The following is a 25,269-nucleotide window of genomic DNA, read 5'->3' as shown; positions in this document are numbered from 1 at the left end:
TCGCGGCACTTCCCGCAGACGTCCCGCCGTCCGCGCGTGGAGCCGTGCGCCCTTTTCCAAGGAGACCGACCATGGACGATCTGCATTATCTGGAGCTCGCCGAACTGGCGACCCGCATCCAGGCGCGCGAACTGTTACCGGTGGCGGTGACGCGGGCACAGCTGGATCGCATCGCGGCCCTGGACCCGACCCTCGGCAGCTATGCTCTGGTCGCGGCGGATGAGGCCCTGGCCCAGGCCGCGGTCGCGGAGGCGGAAATCGCGGCCGGCCACTATCGCGGGCCGCTGCATGGCGTGCCGGTCGGGGTGAAGGACCTGTGCTGGACGGTGGGCATTCCGACCGCCGCCGGCATGGCGATCCACCGCGATCACCGCCCGGCCGAGGATGCCACGGTGGTGCGCCGCCTGAAGGAGGCCGGCGCGGTCCTGCTGGGCAAGCTGCAGATGACCGAGGGCGCCTATTCGGACCATCACCCGACGGTGATCCCACCGAAAAATCCGTGGAACGCCGCTTATTGGCCCGGCATCTCGTCCAGCGGACCCGGCGTGGCCCTGGCGGCCGGCCTGTGCTACGGCGCGATCGCCAGCGATACCGGCGGGTCAATCCGCTGGCCGTCCGCCGCGAACGGCCTGACCGGCCTGAAGCCGACCTGGGGGCGGGTCAGCCGCCATGGCGTATTCGAGCTGGCGGCGACGCTCGACCATGTCGGATCGATGGCGCGCAGTGCCGTGGATGCCGCCCTGATGCTGAGCATCATCGCCGGCGAGGATCCGCTGGACCCGACGGCCTCGCTGGCGCCCGTCCCGGACTACCGGGCGGCGACCGACCAAGGCATGCGCGGCCTGCGGCTGGGCGTAGATGCCGCCTGGAACGGCGAGGACGTCGATGCCGCGACCCGCGCCGTGCTGGCGGAGGCGCTCGACACCTTCCGGGCGCTGGGCGCCCGGATCGTCGAAGTGCAATTTCCCGACGTGACCCAGGCCATCGCCGACTGGAGCCCGAATTGCGCGGTGGAGGCCGCGGTCGCCCATGGGCCGACCTATCCCGCACGCAAGGACGAGTATGGTCCGGTCCTGGCCTCCGTGATCGAGGCCGGTCTGGTGCTGTCCGGTCTCGATTACCAGAAGATCCTGCTGCGCCGCCTGGATCTGCGCGGGCGCGTCGATCGGCTGTTCGGCACGATCGACCTGTTGCTGACGCCGGTGCACCCGTTCACGCCGCCCAGCCTCGCGACGATCCGGACCTTGGGCGACCAGCCCGGGCTGATCGCCAAGCTGCAGCGCTATACCTGCCCGTTCAACATGACCGGGCACCCGACTCTGACCTTGCCGGGCGGCACCGGCATCGCCGGATTACCGATCGCTTTCCAGCTGGTCGCCGGCTTCCTGGACGAGGCGACGCTGGTGCAGGCCGGCGCCGCCTTCCAGGGGGCGACGTCCTGGCACCGTCGCCACCCCCTGCCCTGACGCTTACTTCAGCTCGAGCTGGCTTGCTGCCTCGTCGAGCGCCCGGCCGAGCCGCGACAACAGGTCGTCGATCTCGGTCGCGGTGATGATCAGCGGCGGGCAGAACGCGAGCGCGTCGCCCATGTTGCGCGAGATGACGCCGTTCTTCTGCAGCAGACCGTTGACCAGGCCGCCCAGCTTGCCGACCGGATCCAGGCCCTTGCGCGTCTCCTTGTCGGCGACCAGTTCGATCGCCGCGATCAGGCCGACGCCGCGCACCTCACCGATCAGCGGATGGTCGGCGAACCGACGCAGGCCGGTCTGCATCCGTGCACCGACCTCGGCCGCATGGGCGACCAGTCCGCGCTCGTCGATGATCTTCAGGGTCTCGAGCGCCACCGCAGCCGCGACCGGATGGCCGCCGGCGGTGAAGCCGTGGCCGAGCGTGCCGATGCGATGGCTCTCGTCGGCGATCGGCCCGTATACCTTCTCGTTGATCATCAGCGCCGAGATCGGCAGATACGACGACGACAGCTGCTTGGACATGATCATCATGTCCGGCTTCATGTCGTAGGTCTGGGATCCGAACATCTTGCCGGTCCGGCCGAAGCCGCAGATCACCTCGTCGGCGACCAGGAGGATGTCGTACCTGGTCAGCACTGCCTGGATCTTCTGCCAATAGGTCCGGGGCGGCACCACGACGCCACCGGCGCCCATCACCGGCTCGCCGAAGAAGGCGGCGATCGTGTCCGGCCCCTCGCGCTGGATCAGCGCCTCCAGGTCCTCGGCCAGGCGGGTCGCGAAATCCTCTTCGCTCTCGCCCGGCTTCGCTTCCTTGTAATGATGGGGCGAACTGGTGTGCAGCACGTTGGCGATCGGCAGGTCGAAGGAGCGATGGTTGTTCGGCAGCCCGGTCAGGCTGGCCGACGCGATGGTGACGCCGTGATAGCCGCGCATCCGGCTGATGATCTTCTTACGCTGCGGCTGGCCCAGCGAATTCGACCGGTACCAGATCAGCTTCATCGCGGTATCGTTCGCTTCGGAGCCGGAGTTGGTGAAGAACACCTTCGACATCGGCACCGGCGCCATGGTCACCAGCTTCTCGGCCAGGTCGATGACGGCCCCGTGCGATTTATGCGTGAAGGAATGGTAGAACGGCAGGGTGCTCATCTGCTTGGTGGCGGCGGCGACCAGACGCGGCTCGCTGAAACCGAGCGCCACGCTCCACAGGCCGGCCATCGCCTCGATGTAGCGGTTGCCGTGGATGTCCTCGACATAGATGCCGTCGCCGCGCGCGATCACCAGCGGACCGGCCTCGTCGTGCTTGCGAGCGTCGGTATAGCCGTGGAGGTGATAGGCGATGTCGCGCGCTTCGGGCGAATTGGGCTGGGCGGTCATGGGCTGAACTCCATTGAAAGGGCGACGACGGGCTCAGTAGCCGCGGCGCCGGTCGATCGCGCCGGCGAGCGGCGTGCCGGCGTCGAGCCGGGCGAGATTGTCGAGCAACTGGGTCACGACCACGGTCGGTCCGGTGCGTGTGGCGATATGAGGCGTCACGATGATACCAGGATGGTGCCAGAACGGGTGATCGGCAGGCAGCGGCTCCTCGGTGAAAGCATCGAGCGTCGCGGCGCCCAGCTGTCCCCGGTCGAGCGCCGCCAGCAGATCGGCATCAACCAGATGCGCGCCCCGACCGACATTGACCAAGTGGGCGCCGGTCGGCAAGCGGGCGAACAGATCGGCCGACAGAAAGCCGCGCGTTTCGTCGGTCAGCGGCAGCAGGCAGACCAGGCTGTCGCAGCGGGCGAGGAACTCGTCCAGTTGGTCGTTCCCGTGGAATCCGGTGATGCCCACCGGCAGGTCGGGTTTCGGGCTGCGGCTCCAGCCGGCGACGTCGTAGCCCAGCATGGCCAGCGCCCGCGCCGTGGCCAGACCCAGCACGCCCAGGCCGGCGATGCCGACGCGATGCAGCCGGCTTGGCACGATCGGGCTTTCCTGCCAGACCCCCTCAGCCGACCGTGCCAGATAGGCGCCGAAGTGGCGATGGTGATGAGCGATGGCCCAGACCACGTAGGACACCATGCCGCTCGCCATGTCCGGATCGATGATCCGGCACACCGGCAGGTCCGGCGGCAGGGTCGGATCGGCGACGATATGGTCGACCCCGGCCGCGATCGACTGGACCAGGCGCAGGCGCGGCAGGGCGGCGGCGAGCCCCTCCGCCGGATGCCAGCACAGGACCACGTCGATCTCGTCCGGCGCGCCCGCGTCGGGACCGAGGCGGATGTCGAGCGCCGGCGCCAGGGCGGCGAAGGTCGGGAGCAGGTACGACATGTCGATCTGCGTGCTGGCGAGCAGGATGGCGCTGCTCATGACGCGATGCGCTCCAGCCGGGGCACGGCTGCCATCAGCTCGCGCGTATAGGGATGCTGCGGGTCGTGCAGCACATGCGCCGCCTCGCCATATTCGACCAGCTCGCCCGCGCGCATGACCGCGATCCGGTCGCACATCTGGGCCGCGACGCGCAGGTCGTGGGTGATGAACAGCAGCCCCAGATCGAAGCGGCGGCGCACCGTGTCGAACAGGTCGAGCACCTGGGCCTGGACCGAGACGTCGAGCGCCGAGACCGGCTCGTCGGCGACCAGCAGTTCCGGCTCCATCGCCAGCGCCCGGGCGATGCCGATGCGCTGGCGCTGGCCGCCGGAAAATTCATGGGGATAGCGTTCGAGCGCTTCCTCGCCGAGCCCGACCAGCGACAGGAGGTCGACGGCCCGGTCGCGCGCCTTGGTGCGCGCCATGCCCTGCATGATCATGCCGGTCATCACGGCGGATCCGATCCGATGGCGCGGGTTGAGCGAGGCGTAGGGATCCTGGAACACCATCTGGATCCGGCCGCGATAGGGTTTCAGGCCCTTGGCGTCGAGCTTGGAGATGTCGACCCCTTCGAACAGGATCCGGCCGGAGCTGACCGCCGTCAGGCCCGTGACGCAGCGCCCGATCGTGGACTTGCCCGACCCGCTCTCGCCGACGATGCCCAGAGTCTCGCCCTTGCGCAGGCTGAGCGACACGGACTTGAGCGCTGCGACCTCGCGCCCACCCGGCGCCCGGTAGGTCTTGGTGGCCCGGTCCAATTCGAGAAGTGCCGCCGGCGCCGTGGCCGGCGCGCGGTCGCTGATCTTGCCGTGCGGGATCGCGGCGATCAGCTTCTGGGTATAGGCGTGCGACGGCCGGTCCAGCACGTCGCGCGCCGGGCCGGTCTCGACCATCACCCCCTGGCTCATGACCGCGACCCGGTCGGCGACCTCGGCCACCACCCCGAAATCATGGGTGATGAACAACAAAGCCATACCCCGGCGCCGCTGCAGGTCGCGGATCAGCTTCAGGATCTGCGCCTGGGTCGTGACGTCGAGCGCGGTGGTCGGCTCGTCGGCGATCAGCAGCGCCGGCTCCAGCGCCAGCGCCGCCGCGATCATCACCCGCTGGCGCTGGCCCCCGGACAGGCGGAAAGGATAGCTGTCGGCCAGGTGCCGCGGATCGGGCAATCCAACGTCGGCGAGCGCCGCCAGCACGCGCTCCCGGCATTCGCGCCGGCCGATCGTCAGATGGCTGCGATAGACCTCGGCGATCTGGTCGCCGATCCGCATGATCGGGTTCAGCGCCGTCATCGGCTCCTGGAAGATCATGCCGATGCGCCGGCCGCGCAGCGCCTGCCATTGCGGCTCGGCGAGGCTCAGCAGATCCTGGCCCTCGAACCGGATGCGGCCGGCGGTCGGGCGCACGTGTGGGCCGGGCAGCAGCCCCATGACCGCGTTGGCGATCATGGATTTGCCCGAACCGCTCTCGCCGACGATGCAAAGCGCCTCGCCGGCATCAAGGGTCAGGCTGATGTCCGAGACCGCGAGCGCCCGGTCGCCGCCGGGCGGCAGGCAGATGTCGAGCCTGTCGACCTGCAGCACGGGATCAGAGGCCGGCATTGCCGCGCCCTCCGCCCAGCCTGGTATTGAGCCCGTCGCTCAAGCCTTCGCCGACCAGGTTGAGCGCCAGCACGGTCAGCAGGATGGCGAGGCCGGGAAACACGCTCATCCACCAGGCCTGGCGCAGCACGGTGCGCGCGGCACCGATCATGTAGCCCCAGCTCATCAAGTCGGGATCGCCCAGACCCATGAAACTGAGGCTCGATTCGAGCAGGATCGCCGTCGCCACCATCAGCGACGCCATGACCACGATCGAGGACGCGGCATTGGGCAGCAGCTCGACGAAGATGATGCGCAGGTCCGACTGGCCGTCGAGACGCGCGGCCGCAACGAAGTCGCGCTGGCGCAGGGTCAGGAACTCACCGCGCACCAGGCGGGCGACCGGCGGCCAGGACACGATGGCGATGGCCGTGACGATCGAGCCGACCGAGGGCTGGAAGATCGCGACCAGCACGATGGCGAACGCGAAGCTGGGCACGGTCTGGAACAGCTCGGTGAAGCGCATCAGCGCCGCGTCGATCCAGCCGCCGTAATAGCCGGCGACCGCCCCGAGCGTGACGCCGAGCAGCAGGGCCGCCACGGTCGAGACGAAGCCGATCATCAGCGAGACGCGCGCGCCATAGACCAAGCCGGTGCCGATGTCGCGGCCGAGCGTGTCGGTGCCGAACATCGTCTGGGCGATCTCGAACGGCGGCAGGAACGGCCGCTGCACCATGGCCCAGGGATCGCCGCTGTCGATCATTGGCGCGAACAAGGCCAGGCACAGCACCAGGGCCAGGACACCCAAGCCGACGAGGGCGCCCTTGTTGCGGCGGAAGCGGCGCCAGAAATCGCGCATCAGCCGAGCTCGATCCGCGGATCGACGATCGTATAGACGACGTCGGTCAGGAAATTGAACAGCACGACCATCGCCGCCGTGAACAGAAACACGCCCAGCAGCAGGTTATAGTCGCGCTGCAGCAGCGCCTCGAACATCAGCCGGCCGATGCCGGGCCAGGCGAACACGGTCTCGGTCAGGATGGCGCCGCCGACCATCTGGCCGGCCTGGATGCCGGCGAGCGTGATGATCGGCAGCAGCGCGTTGCGTAGGATATGGACGCGCCAGATCCGCCTGCGCGGCACGCCCTTGGCGCGCGCGGTCTTGATGAAATCCATGCGCGAAACCTCGAGCATCGCGGTCCGCGTCATGCGGGCATAGATCGCCATGTAGAACAGCGCCAGCGTGACCGCCGGCAGCACCAGGTGCTTCGCCACGTCGACGGCGGCACCCAAGCCGGAGAAGCTCTCGCCCACCGTCGCCATGCCGAAGCCCGGCAGCCAGTCGAGCTTGATCGAGAAGACCAGCACCGCCATCAGCGCCACCCAGAACAGGGGCGTTGCGTAGAAGACCAGGGCCACCGTCGTTACCACGCTGTCGCCCCAGGTGCCGACCCGGCTCGACGACCAGGCGCCGAGCGCGATGCCGAGCGCCAGCGACAGCACGAAGGCGCTGCCGGTCAAGAGCAGGGTCGCCGGAATCCGCTCGGCGATCAGCGACGCGACCGGCCGCTGCTGGCGGTAGGATTGGCCGAGGTCGAGCAGCGCCACATGGCCGAGGTAGAGGCCCAGTTGCTCGATCATCGGCCGGTCGAGGCCGAACTGCTGGCGCAGCTGGGCCACGAACTTGGCGTCGCCCGCGCCGGCCTCGCCCGCCATGACGGCGGCGGGATCGCCGGGTGCCGCGCGGATCAGGAAGAAATTGACGACGACGATCAGCAGCAGAGCCACCAGGCCCTGCGCCAACCGCCGGGCGGCGAAGCGCGTCCGGTTCACGACGAGGCCGACCCGTCGGCACCCGCCCTCATGCCTTCGTCACCTTGGCGCGCGCGAAGCCATCGTTGAGGCCGATCGCCGAATTGACCAGGTTGGTGATGTTCGACCGGTAGATCGTCGGAAATTCCAATTCGATGAGCCAGGCGACCGGCACCTCGTCGACCAGGATCTTCTGCGCCTCGGCATAGATCGCGCGCCGGCGGGTCAGGTTCGGCTCCTTGGCCCCGCGCTCGAACAGCTCGTCGACCTTGGGGTTGCTGTAGCCGGACACGTTGTTCCAGGGCGAGCCCTTCTGGATGTTCGCGGTCGTGTAGTTGCGCTGCACGCCCAGCGCCGGGTCGCCGTACTGGTACAGGTAGGTGAAGGCCAGGTCGTAGTCCCAGGCGTTCAGCTTCTCGTTCCAGCCGGCGACGTCGGTCGACTGCAGCTCGACCTTGATGCCGACGTCGCCCAGGTTCTGCCGCGCCATCTCGGCGAAGCGCTGCCAGGTCTCGCCATAGGGCAGCGGCAGCAGGCGGAGGGTCTCGCCCTTGTAGCCGGCCTCGGCCAGCAACGCCTTGGCCTTGGCCTTGTCGTGCGGATAGGGCGTCACGTCGTCGCTGTGGAACTTCGTCGTGGTCGAAAACGGGCCGGTCGCGACCTTGCCGAAGCCGTACCAGGCGACGTTCTTCATCGCCTCGCGGTCGAGCGCGTACATGATCGCCTTGCGCACCCGCACATCGGCCAGCGGGCCGGTGCGGTTGTTGATCCACATCCAGCAATGGGGCCCGAAGAATTCCCAGCCCTTGGTCGTGACGTCGGTCTTGGGGAGCGCCTTCAGGCGCGAGATGTCGAAATATTCGACCGAGCCGCCCGGCATGACGTCCATCTTGCCGGATTCGAAGGCGGCGGCGCGCGATGCGGCATCGGGGATGACGTGGAAATAGATGCCGTCGATGCCGGGCAGGCCCGCCTCGTGATAGGCCTCGTTCTTGTCGAGCCGGATGTAGGAGCCCTTGACCCATTCCTTGAACTTGAACGGGCCGGTGCCGATCGGCGTGTTGTTGGCCGGGTTGGTCCGATAATCCGTGCCGTCGTAGATGTGCTTTGGCACGATCGGCATGGTGCCGACTTCGAACAGGCCCAGGAACGGGCCGAACGGGTACTTTAGCTTGAACACGACCGTGTTGGCATCCGGCGCCGTGATGCTGTCGACCGCGACCAGGGACGAGCGCAGGCGGGCATGGACCTCGCGCAGCATCTTGTCGACGCTGAACACCACGTCGTCGGCGCTGAACGGCTTGCCGTCGTGCCAGGTGACGCCGGACTTGAGCGCGAACGTATAGGTCAGCGCATCCTCGCTGACCTGCCACGAGGTGGCGAGGCCGGGCATCGGATTGAGTTCGGCATCGTAGCGCAGCAGGCCTTCATAGATGTTGCCGGCGACGAGCTGGGTCGGGCCGTTCTGGATGATCGCGATCATCAGGCCGGGCGGCTCGGGATTGAGCGCCACGTTCAGCACGCCGTTGGTGACGCCCTGGGCGAATGCGGTCCAGGGCTGTCCGGCCGCGATGAGGCCGGTCGTGGCCGAAGCGATCTTGATGAAGTCGCGACGAAGCATGCTACCCCCTGTCGAGATGGGCCGATCTTATGATGGGTTCGGTCGAGACGCGGCGGTCCGTGCGGCCTTGCCGGCCGCTTCGGTCAGTCGCGGTAGGAGCCGGGAATGGGCGGCTCCAGATAGCGCAGCAAGGCGTTCCATTCCCGGGTGATGTGCCCCTGGCGGCGATTGCTGTCGCCCCCCTCGTACTGCCGGGCAGTCAGTTGGGCGACGTCGGACGGCACCGGATTGACCGCCTGCCCGGTCGACTGGATCGTGACCTGGACCCGGCAGGCCCGTTCCAGGTTGTTCATCAGGATGAACGCCTCGGCGACGGAGCCGCCGGCAGTCAGCAGGCCGTGGTTGCGCAGGATCATCACCTTGGACTGGCCAAGGTCGGCGATCAGCCGCGACCGTTCGTCCAGATCGAGCGCGATGCCTTCGTAGTCGTGGTAGGCGATGCGGTCGTGGAACTGCAGGCTCCACTGGTTGCACGGCTGGAGCCCGTCCTTCAACGATGAGACCGCGACACCGGCATGGGTGTGGGTATGCAGCACGCAGGCGGCATCGTGCCGGGCGCTGTGCACTGCGCTGTGGATCGTAAAGCCGGCCGGATTGACGTCGTAGGGCGTGTCGTCGACGATCTTCCCGTCCAGATCGATCTTGACCAGCGACGAGGCGGTGATCTCGCGGAACAGCATGCCGTAGGGATTGATCAGAAAATGGCCATCACTGTCCGGCAGACGGGCAGAAATATGGGTGTAGATGACGTCGTCCATGCCGAAATGGGCGACCAGCCGGTAGCAGGCGGCCAGATCCTGGCGGATGGCCCATTCGGAGTCGGACATGCGGGACGGCTTTGCCATGGCCTCGATACCTCGGTCGTTATGCGGAACGCAACCGTGAGGTTGGCGCCAGCCCCGTCAGATCACCATGGCGCAGCGCCCCCGTCAACTGTCGACAGTCGGCCGACGATCGTCTAGGCTCGACCCCAGACCAAGAGCATCGCGCATCGACGACGGTGCCTCCTGCACGAGGAATGCCAGGCATCATGACGCCCATCGCCAAGCCCTTCGTCCCCGTCGAGGTGCCCGACCTGGTCGACGTGATCGAGGCCGAACTGACGCGCGCCATCGTCGAGGGCCGGCTGGGTCCCGGCAGCCGGGTGATCGAGGCGGAGACGGCCCGCCAGATGGGCGTCAGCCGGGCGCCGGTGCGCGAGGCGGCACGGCGCATGGAGCGCCAGGGCCTGCTGGTCGCGAAGCCGCGCCACGGTTTCTTCGTGCGCGACATCACGGTGAAGGAGATCGACGATCTCTATGCCGTCCGCCTGAGCCTGGAGGATTGCGCCGTCGCGGGCGCCTGCGAGCGGATCGATGCCGCCGGGATCGCGCGGCTGCAGGCGCAGATCGACGCCATGTGCGACCAGGCCCCCAGCCTGACCCCGCCCCAGCGCATCCAGCTCGACCTGCAATTCCACATGATGCTGTGCGAATTTTCCGGCAACGCCCGCCTGCTGCGCCTGTTCGCGACGATCGAGACCGAGGTGCGCATGATCATCGCCCTGCTCGACAATCATTATCAGGACCCGCTCTACGTCGCGAAGGCGCACCAGCCGATCCTGGACGCGCTCGCCGCCCGCGACGAGGGCTTGGCTCGCGCTGAGACGCGCGAGCACATCACGTCAGCCTGGCATCATGTGCGCGACCGGTTCGCGAGCCAGCATCCGCCGTCCCGGTATCAGGAGACCCCGCCGTCATGAAGATCGCCTATAGCGCCCGGCATCAGCTTCACGACCCGCAATTCTTCCTGGTGCGCGGCCAGCCGCAGCGCAGCGCCGAACAGCCGGAACGGGCCACCCGCCTGCTGGGTGCCCTGGAACGACGCGGCAATGCAGTGACCGAGCCCGCCGATTTCGGTGCCGGTCCGCGCGCCGCGATCCATGCGCCGGCCTATCTCGATTTCCTGGAAACGGCCCACGCGGCCTGGCAGGCGCTCGGCAATTCCTCGGCGGAAGTGCTGCCCAACATGCATCCGCTGCCCGGCCAGCCGACAACATATCCCGAGGGCATCGTCGGCCGCGCCGGCTATCACATGGCCGACACGGCCTGCCCGATCGGCGCCGGCACCTGGGCGGCCGCGACCCAGGCTGCCCATACTGCGTGCCAGGCGGCGCAATGGGTGCTGGACGGCGAGCGCGCAGCCTACGCGCTGTGCCGGCCGCCGGGCCATCACGCCTATGCCGACCGGGCCGGCGGGTTCTGCTTCCTCAATAATTCGGCGATCGCCGCGCAATACCTGCTGCCGCGCTTCGGCCGGGTCGCGATCCTCGATGTCGACGTCCATCACGGCAACGGCACCCAGGGCATCTTCTATCATCGGCGCGACGTGCTGACCGTCTCGCTCCATGCCGACCCCCGTGCCTTCTATCCGTTCTATGTCGGCTATGGCCACGAGCGCGGCGAGGGCGACGGGCTCGGCTATAATCTCAACGTCCCGCTGCCCTACGGCACGGGCGATGCCGACTATCTGGCGGCCCTGCAGGCGACCGCGCGCCAGCTGCGCGCTTTCGCTCCCGGCGCCCTGGTCGTCGCCCTCGGCCTCGACGCGTTTGAGGGCGATCCGCTGAAGGGCCTCGCCATCACCACACCCGGCTTCGCCGCGATCGGCGCCGAGATCGCGCGGCTGGGCCTGCCGACCGTGTTCGTGCAGGAAGGCGGCTACCTGTCCCCCGAACTGGGCCAGAACCTGGTGAGTGCGCTCGACGGTTTCGAGCAGGCGGCCTGATATGACCGACCAGACCGCGACCGATAGGATCCTGGCGGCCGTCGACGCCGCGTTCGATGCGCAGATCGCCTTCACCCAGGACCTGGTGCGCTTTCCGTCGCTGCGCGGCGTGGAGCACACGGCGCAGGATTTCATGCATGAGGCGATGCGGCGGCGCGGCCTGGCCATGGACCGCTGGACCATCGACATCGAGTCGATCCGCCATCATCCGGGCTTTTCGCCGGTCTGCGTCAGCTACGAGAACGCGGTCAACGTGGTCGGCACCTGGCGGCCGGAAACCCAGACCGGCCGGTCGCTGATCCTGAACGGCCATATGGACGTGGTGCCAACCGGTCCGCTCAAGGACTGGACGACGCCGCCGTTCGAGCCGCGCATCGCCGACGGCTGGCTCTATGGTCGTGGCTCGGCCGACATGAAGGCCGGCCTGGCGGCGAACCTGTTCGCGTTCGATGCGATCCGCGCCGCCGGATTCCTGCCGGCCGCACCGATCTATTTCCAGTCGGTCGTCGAGGAGGAATGCACCGGCAACGGCGCGCTCGCCTGCCTGACGCGCGGCTACCGGGCCGACGCCGCGATCATTCCGGAGCCGGAGGACGACAAGCTGGTCCGTGCCAACACCGGCGTGCTGTGGTTCAAGGTCACGGTCGAGGGCCGGCCGACCCATACGCGGGTCATGGGCGAAGGCGCCAACGCGATCGACGCTGCCTACCGGCTGATCGGCGCGCTGCGCGAACTCGAGGCGCGCTGGAACGCGGTGCGCGGCGAGCATCGCCATTTCGAGGACCTGGACCACCCGATCAACCTCAACATCGGCAAGATCGAGGGCGGCGACTGGGCATCGAGCGTGCCGGCCTGGTGCAGCTTCGAGGCGCGCATCGCCATATATCCCGGCACGATCGCGAAGGACGCCGCGGCCGAGATCGAGGCCTGCGTCCGCCAGGCCGCGAACGGCGACGCCTTCCTGCGCAACCGGCCGCCCGAGGTGCAGTTCCACGGCTTCTTCGCCGAGGGCTACGTGCTGCCCGAAGGCACCGAGGCGGAGGCGACGTTCACCCGCGCTTTCACCGAAGTCCATCGCCGGCCGCTCGAAAGCTTCGTGACGCCCGGCTATCTCGACGCCCGCGTGTTCATGCTCTATGCCGACACGCCCTGCCTGGTCTATGGCCCGCTGTCGGAGGACATTCACGGCTATGACGAACGGGTCAACCTCGACTCGGTCCGCCGCGTGACCAAGACGATCGCCCTGTTCATCGCCGATTGGTGCGGACTGCAGGAAGCAAGTAGGTAACCGAGGTCCGGTCCTTTCCCATCGTCCCCGCGCAGATGCCTGGAGCCTGCACCAACCCGAATTTATTTGTTATCTTTCAATGTATTAAATTATTAGTTCGTCAAGCCCGGCCATGACGATGAAGAACGAAAGGGCTGGAATAGAACGGACGGATAAGTCCTTGGCCTGGCGCGAAGGCAGGAATCTCGAGTTCAGCCGCGCCTGGTCACCATCGTAATACCCCCAAGGAACCCCATGAAAATTCTCGTCGCCGGCTTCCAGCACGAAACCAACACCTTCGCGCCGTCGCAGGCCGGCTATGAGAGTTTCGTGCGCGGCGAGGGCTATCCCCCGATGGTGCGCGGCGCCGAGCTGCTGGCGCTGCGCGACGTGAACATCCCGGCGGGCGGCTTCATCGCGGCGGCGGAAGCCGAGCGCCATGGCTTGATCCCGGTGATCTGGGCCGGGGCCAGCCCGTCGGCCCACGTGACGCGGGACGCCTACGAGCGTATCGCCGGCGAAATCACCACCGCCGCGAAGGCGGGCGGATTCGACGCGATCTACCTGGATCTCCATGGCGCGATGGTGGCCGAGCATGCGGACGATGGCGAAGGCGAGTTGCTCGCCCGCCTGCGCCGGGTCGTCGGTCCGGCCATTCCGATCGTCGCCTCGCTCGACCTGCATGCGAACGTCACGGCGCGGATGCTGGAGAATGCGGACGGCCTCGTCGCCTATCGCACCTATCCCCACGTCGACATGGCGGAGACCGGACGGCAGGCGGCAGTGCTGCTCGACGATTATCTCGCGCCCGGCCGGCAGTTCCATCGGGCGTCCCGACGCCTGCCGTTTCTGATCCCGATCAACGGCATGTGCACGCTGCTCGAACCCGCGAGCTCGGTCTACCAGCGCATTGCAGAACTTCAGACCGGCGAGGTCCTGTCGCTGTCGTTCGCGCCCGGCTTCCCGGCCGCCGACTTTCCCGAATGCGGGCCGGTCGTCTGGGGCTATGGCCGCACGGCGGAGGCGGCCGAGGCCGCCGTCGAGGCGCTCTACGACCAGATCGCGGCAGCCGAGCCCGACTGGGCCGTGCCGTTCCTGGCGCCGGACGAGGCCGTGACGGAGGCGATCCGCCTGTCCGGCACGGTCGGCCCGGTCGTCATCGCCGATACCCAGGACAATCCGGGCGCCGGCGGCGATTCGAACACGACCGGCATGCTGCGCGCCCTGGTGCGTCACGGCGCCCAGGATGCCGCGCTCGGCCTGATGTGCGACCCCGCTGCGGCTGCGGCGGCCCATGCAGCCGGGATCGGCCAGACTATTCACCTGGCGCTCGGCGGCGGATCGGGCACGCCCGGCGATACCCCGTTCGAGGGCGATTTCGAGGTCGAGCACCTGTCCGACGGGCACTGCGTGCTGGCCGGCCCGATGATGACCGGCACCAGGGTCGACCTAGGCTTGGTCGCCGGCCTGCGGATCGACGGCATCCATATCGTGGTCAGCACCTACAAGACGCAGATGCTGGACCGGAACCTCTATCGGATCGGCGGGATCGAGCCGGAGCGGATGGCGATCCTGGTCAACAAGAGCTCGGTGCATTTCCGGGCCGATTTCATGCCGATCGCCTCTGCCATCCTCGTCGCCAAGGCGCCGGGGCCGATGCAATCCGACCCGGCGGACCTGCCCTGGCGGCACCTGGCGCCCGGCATGCGCGTCCGTCCGGGCGGCCCGGCCTTTGCGCCGAAGCCGGGCTCAGCCGGCGGCGTCTGAGACGAACACCTGCAGCGCGTTCGGAAGAACCACCAGGGCAGGGCGTGACGGCCTACACCATGCCGGCGGCATAGCCGTCGCGCTGGGGATCGGCGCCGCCTTCGAGCCTGCCGTCCCAGCAGGTGATGCCGTGGGGGGCGGCGAACGGATAGGACAACGGCGAGCGCTTCACCTCGTAGCCCTTCGCCTCCAGCCCCTTTTGAACGCTGCGCGGGATGCGGTTGGAGATGTCGATCGCGTCGGATGTGGCGCTGAAGCGCGGGGCAGATACCGCCTCCGCCACCGGCATGCCCCAGTCCAGCACGTTCAGCAGCACCTGCACGATCGCGGGTCCGATCCAGGCGCCGCCCGGCGCGCCGAGCGTGAAGACCGGCTTGCCCTGTTCGAAGACGATGGTCGGGGTCATCGACGAGAACCGCCGCTTGCCCGGCGCAATCGAGCCGGCACGGCCGGGGCGCGGGTCGTACCAGTTCATCGCACCATTGAGGATGAAGCCCAGCCCCGGCGCGATCACGCCGGACGGCACGCCGTTGGTATGGGTCAGCGTCACGACCATGCCGTCGGCGTCGATGCAAGACACGGTCGTGGTGTGCTTGCTGTCGCCGGTGATGCGCGCCAGCGGCGTCTTCTCGTCCCGGCGGATCTTGGCGGCACATTCGTCGGCATAGGCGTCCGACAGCAGCCGGTCGAGTGGCGGAGTGACGAAATCCGGATCGCCGATGAAGCGGTCCTTGTCGCCGCCGGCGATCTTCATCGCCTCGGCGACGATCGCGACATACTCGGCACCATTGTGCTCGAGCGCGGTCAGGTCGAACCGTTCGAGGATGCGCAGGATCTCGGTGACATAGATGCCGCCGGCCGCCGGCGGCGGCGTGGCGATGCGGCGGCCGCGATAGTCGATGGCGAGCGGTGCCTTCTGCTGCACCCGGAAACCCGCGAGATCCGCCAGGCTCATCAGGCCGCCGTGTTCCGCCATGTCGGCTACAAGGCGCCGGGCGATCTCGCCGGTATAGAAACTGTCCGCCCCGTCGCGCGCCAGCCCACGCAGGGTTTCCGCGAGATCGGGGTTCCGGACCGCGTCGCCCAGCTTCTTCGGCGTGCCGTCCGGCCGCAGGTACAGTTTCCGGCCGTCGGGCGTCAGCGCCAGCTTTTCGACGTACGGCAGGCGGCCAACGCCGGCTTCATTGAGCGCGAACATCATGGCGACATGGGGACGGACGATCCAGCCGTCCTCGGCAAAGCCGATGGCGGGACCGAACAATTCGGCCCAGGGCAGCCGACCGAACGCGTGGTGCGCATCGCCGAACACCCGCACGATACCCGGCGTCGTCACGGCGGTATGGCCCAGCTCGTTGCCGCCGCCTTTCAGCACGTAGCCGTAGCCGTCGCTGCATTCGCGTTCGAACAGGTGCTGCCACATCCCGGGCGTGGAGGCGGCCGGACAGGTCGACAGCCCGTCGAATACAAGATTGCGGCCGCTTGCCGGATCGAAGATCTGCAGGCTGCCGAGGCCGCCCAGCCCGCACATGGCCGGATCGACCACGCCCTGGGTCAGCGCGCAGGCGACGACCGCGTCGAGCGCATTGCCGCCGGCCTGGAGCGCCGTCAGCCCGGCCTCGGCCGCCTCCGGTTGCGGCGCCACGATCATTGCCCGGTAGGCCGGCAGGCGGCGGGTCGGTCTCGTCATCATGGGATCCCCGATCAAGCACGAGCAGGAATAACAGCATGACCAGCGACCGCTGAGTAGGGCTACGGCACCGGCGATGCGGCCTATTCAATCCGAATGGTAGCGTGTTACCATCGCGGCAATTGCTGATAAAACGGCATGCGGGGGCGCAATGGCACGGGTAACCGGTATTGTCGCAAGTACCTTGCTCTTCCTCTGTCTCATTCTCGTCGCGTCCTGCGACGATGCCTCGAAGTCCGGTCGGGTATTGGACGAAGCCAGCAAGTCCGGCCGCGACGCCGCGTCGCTGCTGACGGCGTCCGAAGATTATTTCCACGACATGGACGGCGGCGTGGCGCTGGGCGCCGACGAGATCAAGGGCCGCAACATGTGGCTGGTCTGGACCGGCGGCAACGACCGGTTCTGGGACGGCATGACGGCCTCGACCTTCGGGGCGTTCGACCTGCTGAAGGTCGTGACCTCCCACCCCGGGCAGAAGTTCGGTCGCGAGTCGCGCTGGAACTACCTGGGCCTGGTCAACGAGCCGTGTTTCGAAAAGCCGACGGGCGGCGATCCGCAGCGTTTCCATCTGTGGCTCGACGTGCGCAAGGACGGCCCGGGCTGCGGCCCCGACCCGTTCGCGGACGAGATCAAATACCCGGGTATCCGGATCGGCGCGCGCGGCAAGACCGTGCCGGTCGGCTCGTTCTACGGCTATCCGACCGGCATCGTCGGGCTGCGGCTGTTCCCCAATCCGGCCTTCGACGAGGCGGCGGCCCAGAAATGGGATGCGGAGCGCTATTACAACGACCCGTCCTATTACAATTCGAAGGATCTGGTGCGGCCCTATCGGGTTGGCATGGCTTGCGGATTCTGCCATGTCGGGCCGAGCCCGACCCATCCGCCAGCCGATGCCGCGCACCCCGCCTGGGCGGACCTGAACTCGACCGTCGGTGCGCAATACATGTGGGTCGACCGGCTGTTCATCCCCGACGCCAATCCCACCAACTTCATGTTCCAGTTGGTCCACACCTATCGCCCGGGTGCCATGGACACGTCGCTGGTCTCGACCGACAACATCAACAACCCGCGCACCATGAACGCGATCTATTCGCTGGGTGCCCGGCTGGGTGTCGGGCACCGCTGGGGTAAGGAACAGCTCGAAGGCGGCGAGCGCGACAACAAGCAGTTCAACGATTTCGTCGCCAGCGGGCCGCTGACCCAGTTCTACCAGAAGCCGGATACGGTCTGGACGCCGCACATCCTCAAGGACGGGTCGGATTCGGTGGGCGCGCTCGGCGCGCTCAACCGCGTCTACCTGAACATCGGCCTGTTCAGCGAGGAATGGCTGCTGCATTTCAACGCGGTCGTGGGCGGCCAGCCGATCAGCCCGATCGAGATCGCCGTGGCTGAGAAGAATTCCAGCTATTGGCAGGCGACCGAGGCCGGCACGCCGGCCATGGCGGCATTCCTGCTGAAGGCCGGCGTGCCCGACCATCTGAAGGATGCGCCCGGCGGCACGAAATACCTGACGACCGACGCAGCGGTGATCGACCGCGGCAAGACGGTGTTCGCCGAGACCTGCGCGCGCTGCCATTCCAGCAAGGCGCCGCAGCCGGCCGAAGGGCTGGATCCGGCCGGTTGTGCCGGACCCGGCTACCTGGATTGCTGGAAGCGCTATTGGAGCTGGACCAAGACCACCGGCTACAAGCAGCAGATGAACGCCATCGTCCATGCGACGGACTTCCTCGACGGCAATTATCTGTCGACCGACGTGCGGGTGCCGGTGACCCTGCTGCGGACCAATGCCTGCAGCCCGCTCGCCACCAACGCGGTCGCCGGCAACATCTGGGACAATTTCTCCTCCCACTCCTACAAGTCCCTGCCCTCCGTCGGGACTGTCACCCTGCGCGATCCGGTCACCGGCGAGCGCCGGCCCTACGCGATGCCGGCCGGCGGCCGCGGCTACACACGGCCACCGTCGCTGATCAGCCTGTGGTCGACGGCGCCGTTCCTGCTCAACAACAGCGTCGGCCCATTCGACCAGGATCCGAGCGTGGACGCGCGCCTGCGGGTGTTCCAGGCCTCGATCGGCGAGATGCTGTGGCCGGAGACCCGCGAGCGGGACAAGGTGCTGGGCGACAAGGGGGTGGGGCTGATCGACCGCACAACCGCGCGCAGCTGGGTCACCATTCCCGTCGGCTATGTGCCGGAAGTGCTGCATCCGTTACAGAGCACGGCGCACCGGCTGGCGCCGGGGCTGGTCGACAAGGACGGCGACATCACCATCGGCCCGATCCCCGCCGGCATTCCGGTCAACCTGTTGTCGAACATCCAGCCCCTGTCGGAGAGCGACGACCCGGTCGAGCAGGCGAACCATGCGACCCAGCTCGTCAACCTGCTGGCCGGGTTGCAGACCGACCTGGTCACGATGCCGCCTGACGCGACCGACGAGCAGCTGCGGCAGAAATTCGCCAACCAGGTCCCGACCCTGATGGCACTCAGCAAGTGCCGGGACTTCGAGGTCAACCGCGGCCATTATTTCGGCACGGCCGCGTTCAACGACACCGCGGCGCTGAGCGACGACGAAAAGGCCTTCGGCCCGGAGCAGCCGCTGAGCGACAAGGACAAGCTCGCCCTGATCGAATTCCTGAAGACCTTTTGAGCCGCCGCCCTCGTGGACAGCCCGGACACCGGCGACGACTGCGACTATGTGATCGTCGGATCCGGCGCCGGAGGTGGAACCCTGGCGGCCCGGCTGGCCGAGGCCGGCATGCGCGTCGTCCTGCTCGAAGCGGGTGGCGACCCGCGGGCGACGGACGAAGCCCGGTTGCCGGACGATTACGACGTGCCGGCGTTCCATTCCCTGGCATCGGAGAACCCGGCGATCAGCTGGGATTTCTTCGTGCGCCACTATGCCGACGAGGCACAGCAGCAACGCGATCCCAAGGCCGGCGCCGACGGCGTGTTCTATCCACGCGCGGCGGCGCTCGGCGGCTGCACCGCGCACAACGCCATGATCCTGGTCTATCCCCACGACGCCGACTGGGACGGCATCGCCGCCCTGACCGGCGACCGGAGCTGGAGCGCCCGATCCATGCGCCGCTATTTCCGCCGGCTGGAACAGTGCCGGCATCGGCCGTTCTGGCGCCTGCTGTCCCGGCTGGGGCTGGACCCGACCGGCCATGGCTGGTCCGGCTGGCTGCGCGCCGAGCGGGCCAAACCCTGGCAGGTCGTCGAGGACGGTGGCCTGATCCAGACCATCATCGACGGTGCCGTGGCCGCGATCCGGGCCGGCAGGCGGCCGCTCGAAGCGCTGTGGCGCCTGTTCGAGGGCCAGGCGGATCCGAACGACCGGCGGATCATGCCGCGCGGTGACGAGGCGGTCTGCTACACGCCGCTATCGACCTGCGACCATCGGCGCACCGGCGCGCGCGAGCGGGTCCTGGATGTCGCCGAGCGCCAGCCGGACCGGCTGCGCGTCCAGCTGCACGCGTTGGCGACCCGCGTGCTGTTCGAAGGCAACCGCGCGGTCGGCATCGAATATCTGCAGGGCGAGCGGCTCTATCGTGCACATCCCACACCCAGCGGCGGCGAGGGCATACGCCGGTCGATCCGCGCCGGCCGGGGCGTGATCCTGTCCGGCGGCGCGTTCAATTCGCCCCAATTGCTCATGCTGTCGGGCATCGGCCCGCGCGCGGCACTCGAACGCCATGGCATCCCGGTCCGGGTCGACCTGCCCGGCGTCGGCCGCAACCTGCAGGATCGCTACGAGGTCGGCGTGGTCAACCGCATGAACCGGCCCTGGGAGGTGCTGGCCGGCGCCAGGTTCGAGCCTGGCGACCCGCTCTATGCCGAATGGACCGGCCAGCAGAGCGGCATGTATGTCTCGAACGGCGCCGCCTTGGCGGTCGCCAAGCGCTCGACGCCCGGGCGCCAGCCGGCCGATCTGTTCTGCATGGCGCTCCTGGCCAGCTTCCACGGCTATTATCCTGGCTATTCGCGCGAGATCGCGACACGCCACGATTGCCTGACCTGGGCGGTGTTGAAGGCGCATACCAACAACCGGGCCGGCACGGTCACCCTGCGCTCGGCCGATCCGCGCGATCCGCCGTTGATCGATTTCAACTATTTCGACGAACGGGACGATCCGACCGGCGAGGACCTGAAGGCGGTCGTGGCCGGCATCCGCTTCGTGCGCGAATTGAACGAACCGCTGAACGTCCTGGACCTGATCGCCGAGGAGGAACTGCCCGGCCGCGAGGTTGTGAGCGACGAAGACCTGGCCCAATACGTGCGCGACAATGCCTGGGGCCATCACGCCTCGTGCAGCTGCCCGATCGGTCCGCGCGAGGCGGGCGGCGTGGTCGACGGCGACTTCGCGGTGCATGGCGTCGAGGGGCTGCACGTCGTCGATGCCTCGGTCTTTCCCCGCATCCCCGGCTTCTTCATCGCCAGCGCGGTCTACATGATCGCGGAAAAGGCCGCCGACGTGATCTTGCGCGACGCGAAGCGCCGGCCGTGAGCTGGCAGCATCGCGTGCACGCGGCACTGCTGTGCCTGCTGCATCTCGAACGCCGGATCGATCCGTTCTTCCGGCCCGCCTTCGATGCGCTGTTCCGGGAACCGCTCGCCGCCATTACCCAGGCGATCATCGTCGCCCGGGGCGGCCCGGAGCCGCTGGAGCCGGCGCGCGAGACGATGCTGCCCGACGAGGCCGCGTGCCTGCGCGCGATCACCGATAGCATGTCGCACTACATGCGGGCGCAATACGCGCCCGGCGGCTATCAGCGCGCCGGCAATACCAAGACCCATGGCATGGTGCGCGGCCGCTTCATTGTCCGGGCGGACCTGCCGCCGGCCTTGAGGCACGGGCTGTTCGCGATGCCCGGGGAATATCCCGCCTGGGTCCGCTTCGCCGGCCCCGGTCCTGCCAGCCCGCCCGACATCGACGATATCGGCGTGCTCAGCATCGGCCTCAAGGTGATGGGCGTGCCGGGACCCAAGCTGCTGGCCGACGAGCGCTTCACCCAGGATTTCACCGGCATCAGCACGCCCACTTTCACGACGCCGGACGTGCACGAGAACCGCAAGCTGCAGGCCGCGATCGGGCGCGGCCTGCCGCTGTTCTATTTCATCGATCCTCGCGATTTCCATCTGTTGGACGGCATCATGCAGGGGCTGTGGGCGCGGACCCAGACCAGCCCGCTGGAAACGGAATATTGGAGCTGCGTGCCCTATCTGCTGGGCCACGGCCAAGCCATGCGCTACGGGCTGCGGCCGCAGCATTGGGGGCGCAGCCGCGTGCCCGACCTGCCCGGCCGACCACCGGACGATTACCTGCGCCAGGCGATGGCGGCGACCCTGGCGAAACGGGAGGTCGCATTCGATTTTCGCATCCAACTGCAAACCGACCCGCGTCGAATGCCAATCGAGAATGCCTCGGTCCGCTGGCCCGAACATCTGTCGCGCCCGATCACGGCCGCGACCTTGCTGCTGCCGCGGCAGGTATTCGACACGCCGGCGCAACTCGCTTTCGCCAGCCGCTTTTCGATCAATCCCTGGCACTGCCTGCCCGAGCATCGCCCGCTCGGCAACCAGAACCGGGCGCGGCGCGCGATATACGAGGAATTGTCGCGGTTGCGCCAGGTCATGAACGGCACACCACACGTCGAACCGACCGGCGACGAGACTTTCGACTAACCGGCGAGGAAGCGCAGCGCCCGGAGCCCGGGCAGGAAGAAATACGCCCCGCCGCGCATCTGCACGAACGGCGGGACCCCGGCGACGCGCCCCCCTGGCCTCGGTACGGTGAAGCCGTCGGTCGCCTGTTCTGCCGGAAACGGCAGGCGGTTGCCGAGCAGCGGGTCGCTCTCACCGCTCAACCCATCGAACTTGGCGCTGGCGAGCCAGGCGTTTTGGATGAACTCGAACTGGCGGGAAATATTGGCATTCAGCGCCAGGAAATTGAGCCCGCTCGCCGGATCGGCGGCATCGTCCGCGATCGCCTGGGACGCAGCCAGGAACTGCCCATATTCGCGGCCGCGACGCAGGATGCGGTGAAAACGGCTGGAGGCGACCGCGTCGGCACGCGGCCCGCCGCCGCCGAAGCCCGCGAGCCTGATCGCCTGGTCGAAGATGGTCTGCCGGCCGCCGGGCATGTCGCCGTTGCGCGGGTTGGCGCGGCGGACATGGGCGCCTAGCGGGCAACGGCTGCCGTCCGGGTCGCAGGCATAGGTGAAGAGATTGTTCCGGCCGTCGGCGTCGCCGTGGCCGACGCCGCGGATCGGCCCTTCCTCGAGCGGCAGCAGCGGTTCGCCCGACCGGCGGCGGCCGACCATCGCCTCGGCGAACACCACGCCGTCATCTTCCGGCGACTGGCTGGCGGCGAAGCGCCAGAAGCCGCGCACATCCTGGTCGAGCTGCCGGAACACCAGATAGGACCCATTGCGCCCCAGGTCGCGGCGGTCCGGATCATCGGCGGCGGGCGGCAGCACGCCCGCCGGATCCCTGGCCGGCTCAAGCAGCGGGCGGTCGGTATAATGGCCGTACTCGTTCGCGTAGCCCAGCAGGAATTCGCCGGGCGCGATCAGGTTGCCGTAGTCCAGATCGGCGTCGGTGCCGGGCGTGCGCTCCCGGGTCCAATCGATCGCCGGCTGGCTGACGCCGTCGAGGAAGCCGAACGGCTCGTGATCCTGCATGTCCGCGGTCGCGAGTTCCCGCAGGATCGTGAAGCCGGCGGTGAATCCTGGCGTCAGGACCGCCCCGCGCCAGGCGGCCAGCCCGCCGGCTTCGGCATAGAGGGCGACCAACAGATCGGGCGTGCGATCGGCGACACCCCAGGCCCAGAACTCGGGCGCGCTCGGCCCGATATCGCCCAGCCGGCGCGACCGGGCCTCGTCGCCGGCCATGCCCGCGAGGAATTCCGCCGAGAAGCCAGCCAGGATAGCCTCTTCGATCCCGAGCGCGCGCAGCCCCGGTGCGGTCACCGCGATGTTGAGCGCGCGATCGATGCGCACGCGCAGGAGGCCCGCGCTGGTCACCGGCGCCGTGGCGAGCCAGACCCGCGCAGCCGCCGGATCGGCGATGCGCAGCATCAGAAACACCGCGTCCTTCAGGCTGCCGTAGCCGGAGCGCAGCAGACCCTGGACATCGTCCAGGTCGATCGCGGCCGCCGCTAGATCGTCGCCAGCCATTGCCGGATCTCCCGATCGGTCATGTCGTCGCGGTCCAGCCCCGCGCTGATCGACGCGTTGCGCGCCAGGTCATAGGCGGTCAGCCCCGGATAGGCCTTGTACCAGACCTCGGTCGGCAGCTGGTGCCGACGGATGTAGTATTTGAAGGCCTGCTCGTCCTTGGCACCGCCCAGCACCAGGAACCGGGTGCGCGGATAGCCGATGCCGTTGCTGAACACCAGGTTCAAGCCGAATGCCACCTTATTGATGAAATCGTCCATGTAGCTGTCCAGGCTGCCGTCGTAGTTGCTGGCAAAGAACAGCCGCCGCTTGTCGTCGAGGAAGACCCAGCGCGCGAAATGGATGGTGCCGACCCGGCCCAGGCTGCCGCGCGTATAGATGTGCCGCGTCGTGTAATTCACCAGCCACAGCAGGGCGATCAAGGTGGTGCGCCGGAACCGGCCCGGCTTCACGGTGCCGAACGCGCTGAACTGGTTGCCGACGTCATGATCCTCGATCCGGCTCAGGTCCGCGACATGCACCGGATCTGGCCGTGGCGTGATTGCCGGGTCCGCCCGCTCGTGCCAGCGCAGCAGGACCAGGAAGATCGGGGCGACCAGCAGCAGCGGGGGCGCCAGCAGCAACAGGAGCAGTGCCCCGCCGATGGCGTCGAGGACCTCGCCCACCCGCCAGCCGGGCGGCGTCGGCTGTTCCCGGTACGGTGCCGGCCCCGCCGCGCGGCTATGGGCGCGCAGGCGATCGCTAATCGCGCGTGGCGGCTCGCCGGCGAGCACGGCGGCATGCTGGACCAGGTAGGCGCGCAGCACGGCATGGAGCGCCGCGTCATGCCGGATCTGCACCGCGGTGCGGCCGACCCAATTCACATATCGGACGGCCGGCGTCACGTTCGCCGCGCGCAGCCAGCCGCCGAGATCGATTGTCTCGTCGAAACCCTCGCAATGATCGAAGATCCGGCGCAGACCCGGTCCGGCCTCGGCCGCGAAAGCGTCGAGCAGGCTTTCGGCCGGGCCGTCGCAATCGCCGAGGAACGCCAGATAGACCGGCGCATCGGGGAAGGCGATGCCAACGGCGGCCAGATCGCCCAGCGTGCCGTCGCGCAGGATGACGAACCGGGCATAATGCAGGCGGTCGAACCGGCCGAACGGCAGCAGCGCGTTTTCCGGGTCGGCGGTGCCCGGCAGCCGGTTCATGCCGTTCAACAGCAGGCGCAGGGCGCCTTCCCGCTCCGGCAGGATCGGCGCCACCACCATGAAGGTCGATTGCGGGGTCACGGGATCGAAGTCCTGGCGACGGCGCCCGCGGTCAGAACTCGAGCGTGAAATCGATCAGCCGGGCCTTGTCCCAATAGACCTTGCCCAGATACAGGCCCGGCTGGATCAGGCGGATCTCATCGCGGATCCAATGCGCGACCGTGGAAGTCTCGGAATAATCGAGCACGACGCAATCCTTGCCATCGAGCCAGCTCGGTGCGCTATAGACCCGGGCGACGATCGCGTTCAGGCCGATCGGCAGGATGCGGTTGCGCAGCAGGCCGGCCTTGGCGTCGAACACCTTGCCCTGCCAGGCGAAGAAATTGACCAGCGTGGCGATGTCGCTGGTGAAGACGGTTCCCGGCGCGATGATCGCCGTTCCCTTGCCCTCGCCGTCGGGGATCGGGCCGGTCGCGCCGGCGGTGAACAAGCCGTCCAGATCGGACTGGGGCATCTGCAGCAGCTGAGCGACGGTGTAGGCCATGATGCGCATCTCCCGGAAGAGCGCGCCATCCCGAGTCCGGCT

The 25,269-nt window shown here is 68.1% G+C and carries 19 protein-coding genes; 8 read left to right on the top strand and 11 right to left on the bottom strand.

Going from position 1 to position 25,269, the window contains the following annotated elements; all coding sequences use genetic code 11:
• The first annotated feature begins 71 nt into the window (after positions 1-71).
• A complete protein-coding gene (locus VGV37_RS23350; protein ID WP_326882181.1) occupies positions 72-1,466 on the top strand; it encodes an amidase in 1,395 nt (464 codons plus the stop codon).
• A gap of 3 nt (positions 1,467-1,469) precedes the next feature.
• On the opposite strand, the gene VGV37_RS23345 is transcribed toward VGV37_RS23350, so the two are convergent.
• From VGV37_RS23345 to VGV37_RS23315, 7 genes are all read right to left on the bottom strand, one after another.
• Positions 1,470-2,843 carry an aspartate aminotransferase family protein gene (locus VGV37_RS23345; protein ID WP_326882180.1) on the bottom strand — a complete coding sequence of 458 codons (1,374 nt, stop codon included), beginning with the start codon at positions 2,841-2,843 and terminating at the stop codon, positions 1,470-1,472.
• A gap of 33 nt (positions 2,844-2,876) precedes the next feature.
• Positions 2,877-3,818, bottom strand: coding sequence for a glyoxylate/hydroxypyruvate reductase A (locus VGV37_RS23340; protein ID WP_326882179.1), 942 nt, complete (start codon positions 3,816-3,818; stop codon positions 2,877-2,879).
• Complete coding sequence (locus VGV37_RS23335; RefSeq protein WP_326882177.1) at positions 3,815-5,419, bottom strand: ABC transporter ATP-binding protein; 1,605 nt, start codon at positions 5,417-5,419, stop codon at positions 3,815-3,817. Before VGV37_RS23335 ends, VGV37_RS23340 begins: the two co-directional genes overlap by 4 nt.
• Complete coding sequence (locus tag VGV37_RS23330; RefSeq protein WP_326882176.1) at positions 5,406-6,257, bottom strand: ABC transporter permease; 852 nt, start codon at positions 6,255-6,257, stop codon at positions 5,406-5,408. The genes VGV37_RS23335 and VGV37_RS23330 overlap by 14 nt, the downstream gene beginning before the upstream one ends.
• Positions 6,257-7,231, bottom strand: a complete 975-nt coding sequence (locus tag VGV37_RS23325; protein ID WP_326882175.1) for an ABC transporter permease — start codon at positions 7,229-7,231, stop codon at positions 6,257-6,259. Before VGV37_RS23325 ends, VGV37_RS23330 begins: the two co-directional genes overlap by 1 nt.
• Positions 7,232-7,259: 28 nt before the next feature.
• The gene (locus VGV37_RS23320) at positions 7,260-8,831 is read right to left on the bottom strand and encodes an ABC transporter substrate-binding protein (protein ID WP_326882174.1); all 1,572 of its coding nucleotides are present in this window, start codon (positions 8,829-8,831) and stop codon (positions 7,260-7,262) included.
• Between the two features lie 83 nt (positions 8,832-8,914).
• Positions 8,915-9,676: a class II aldolase/adducin family protein gene (locus VGV37_RS23315; protein ID WP_326882173.1), complete on the bottom strand. Its 762-nt coding sequence runs from the start codon at positions 9,674-9,676 to the stop codon at positions 8,915-8,917.
• A gap of 185 nt (positions 9,677-9,861) precedes the next feature.
• On the opposite strand from VGV37_RS23315, the gene VGV37_RS23310 reads away from it, so the two are divergent.
• The 4 genes from VGV37_RS23310 (at position 9,862) to VGV37_RS23295 (ending at position 14,631) form a co-directional block, all read left to right on the top strand.
• Positions 9,862-10,572 carry a GntR family transcriptional regulator gene (locus tag VGV37_RS23310; protein ID WP_326882172.1) on the top strand — a complete coding sequence of 237 codons (711 nt, stop codon included), beginning with the start codon at positions 9,862-9,864 and terminating at the stop codon, positions 10,570-10,572.
• The gene (locus VGV37_RS23305) at positions 10,569-11,597 is read left to right on the top strand and encodes a histone deacetylase family protein (protein WP_326882171.1); all 1,029 of its coding nucleotides are present in this window, start codon (positions 10,569-10,571) and stop codon (positions 11,595-11,597) included. Before VGV37_RS23310 ends, VGV37_RS23305 begins: the two co-directional genes overlap by 4 nt.
• A gap of 1 nt (position 11,598) precedes the next feature.
• Positions 11,599-12,885: an ArgE/DapE family deacylase gene (locus tag VGV37_RS23300; RefSeq protein ID WP_326882170.1), complete on the top strand. Its 1,287-nt coding sequence runs from the start codon at positions 11,599-11,601 to the stop codon at positions 12,883-12,885.
• Positions 12,886-13,119: 234 nt separating this feature from the next.
• Positions 13,120-14,631, top strand: a complete 1,512-nt coding sequence (locus VGV37_RS23295) for a M81 family metallopeptidase (protein WP_326882169.1) — start codon at positions 13,120-13,122, stop codon at positions 14,629-14,631.
• A 52-nt stretch (positions 14,632-14,683) separates the two neighbouring features.
• On the opposite strand, the gene ggt is transcribed toward VGV37_RS23295, so the two are convergent.
• The gene (gene ggt / locus VGV37_RS23290; protein WP_326882168.1) at positions 14,684-16,318 is read right to left on the bottom strand and encodes a gamma-glutamyltransferase; all 1,635 of its coding nucleotides are present in this window, start codon (positions 16,316-16,318) and stop codon (positions 14,684-14,686) included.
• 247 nt (positions 16,319-16,565) lie between these two features.
• Between ggt and VGV37_RS23285 the strand changes: the two genes are divergently transcribed.
• Genes VGV37_RS23285 through VGV37_RS23275 form a run of 3 tightly spaced genes read left to right on the top strand, consistent with a single transcriptional unit; the run spans position 16,566 to position 22,000 of the window.
• Complete coding sequence (locus VGV37_RS23285) at positions 16,566-18,962, top strand: hypothetical protein (protein ID WP_326882167.1); 2,397 nt, start codon at positions 16,566-16,568, stop codon at positions 18,960-18,962.
• Positions 18,963-18,974: 12 nt separating this feature from the next.
• Positions 18,975-20,822, top strand: a complete 1,848-nt coding sequence (locus VGV37_RS23280; protein WP_326882166.1) for a GMC family oxidoreductase — start codon at positions 18,975-18,977, stop codon at positions 20,820-20,822.
• Entirely contained in the window at positions 20,819-22,000 is a 1,182-nt protein-coding gene (locus tag VGV37_RS23275; protein WP_326882165.1) for a catalase family protein, read from the top strand. Before VGV37_RS23280 ends, VGV37_RS23275 begins: the two co-directional genes overlap by 4 nt.
• Here VGV37_RS23275 and VGV37_RS23270 read toward each other — a convergent pair.
• The 3 genes from VGV37_RS23270 to VGV37_RS23260 are packed head-to-tail and all read right to left on the bottom strand — an operon-like array spanning position 21,997 to position 25,227.
• Complete coding sequence (locus tag VGV37_RS23270; RefSeq protein ID WP_326882164.1) at positions 21,997-23,493, bottom strand: hypothetical protein; 1,497 nt, start codon at positions 23,491-23,493, stop codon at positions 21,997-21,999. The two genes, VGV37_RS23275 and VGV37_RS23270, sit on opposite strands and share 4 nt — an antisense overlap.
• The gene (locus VGV37_RS23265; protein ID WP_326882163.1) at positions 23,475-24,764 is read right to left on the bottom strand and encodes a hypothetical protein; all 1,290 of its coding nucleotides are present in this window, start codon (positions 24,762-24,764) and stop codon (positions 23,475-23,477) included. The genes VGV37_RS23270 and VGV37_RS23265 overlap by 19 nt, the downstream gene beginning before the upstream one ends.
• 31 nt (positions 24,765-24,795) lie before the next feature.
• Positions 24,796-25,227 carry a hypothetical protein gene (locus VGV37_RS23260; protein ID WP_326882162.1) on the bottom strand — a complete coding sequence of 144 codons (432 nt, stop codon included), beginning with the start codon at positions 25,225-25,227 and terminating at the stop codon, positions 24,796-24,798.
• Positions 25,228-25,269: the final 42 nt, after the last annotated feature.

It is taken from the genome of Aliidongia sp., from assembly GCF_035943795.1.
Taxonomy (GTDB): domain Bacteria; phylum Pseudomonadota; class Alphaproteobacteria; order ATCC43930; family CGMCC-115725; genus Aliidongia.
This window is presented reverse-complemented; position numbering and strand designations above follow the sequence as displayed.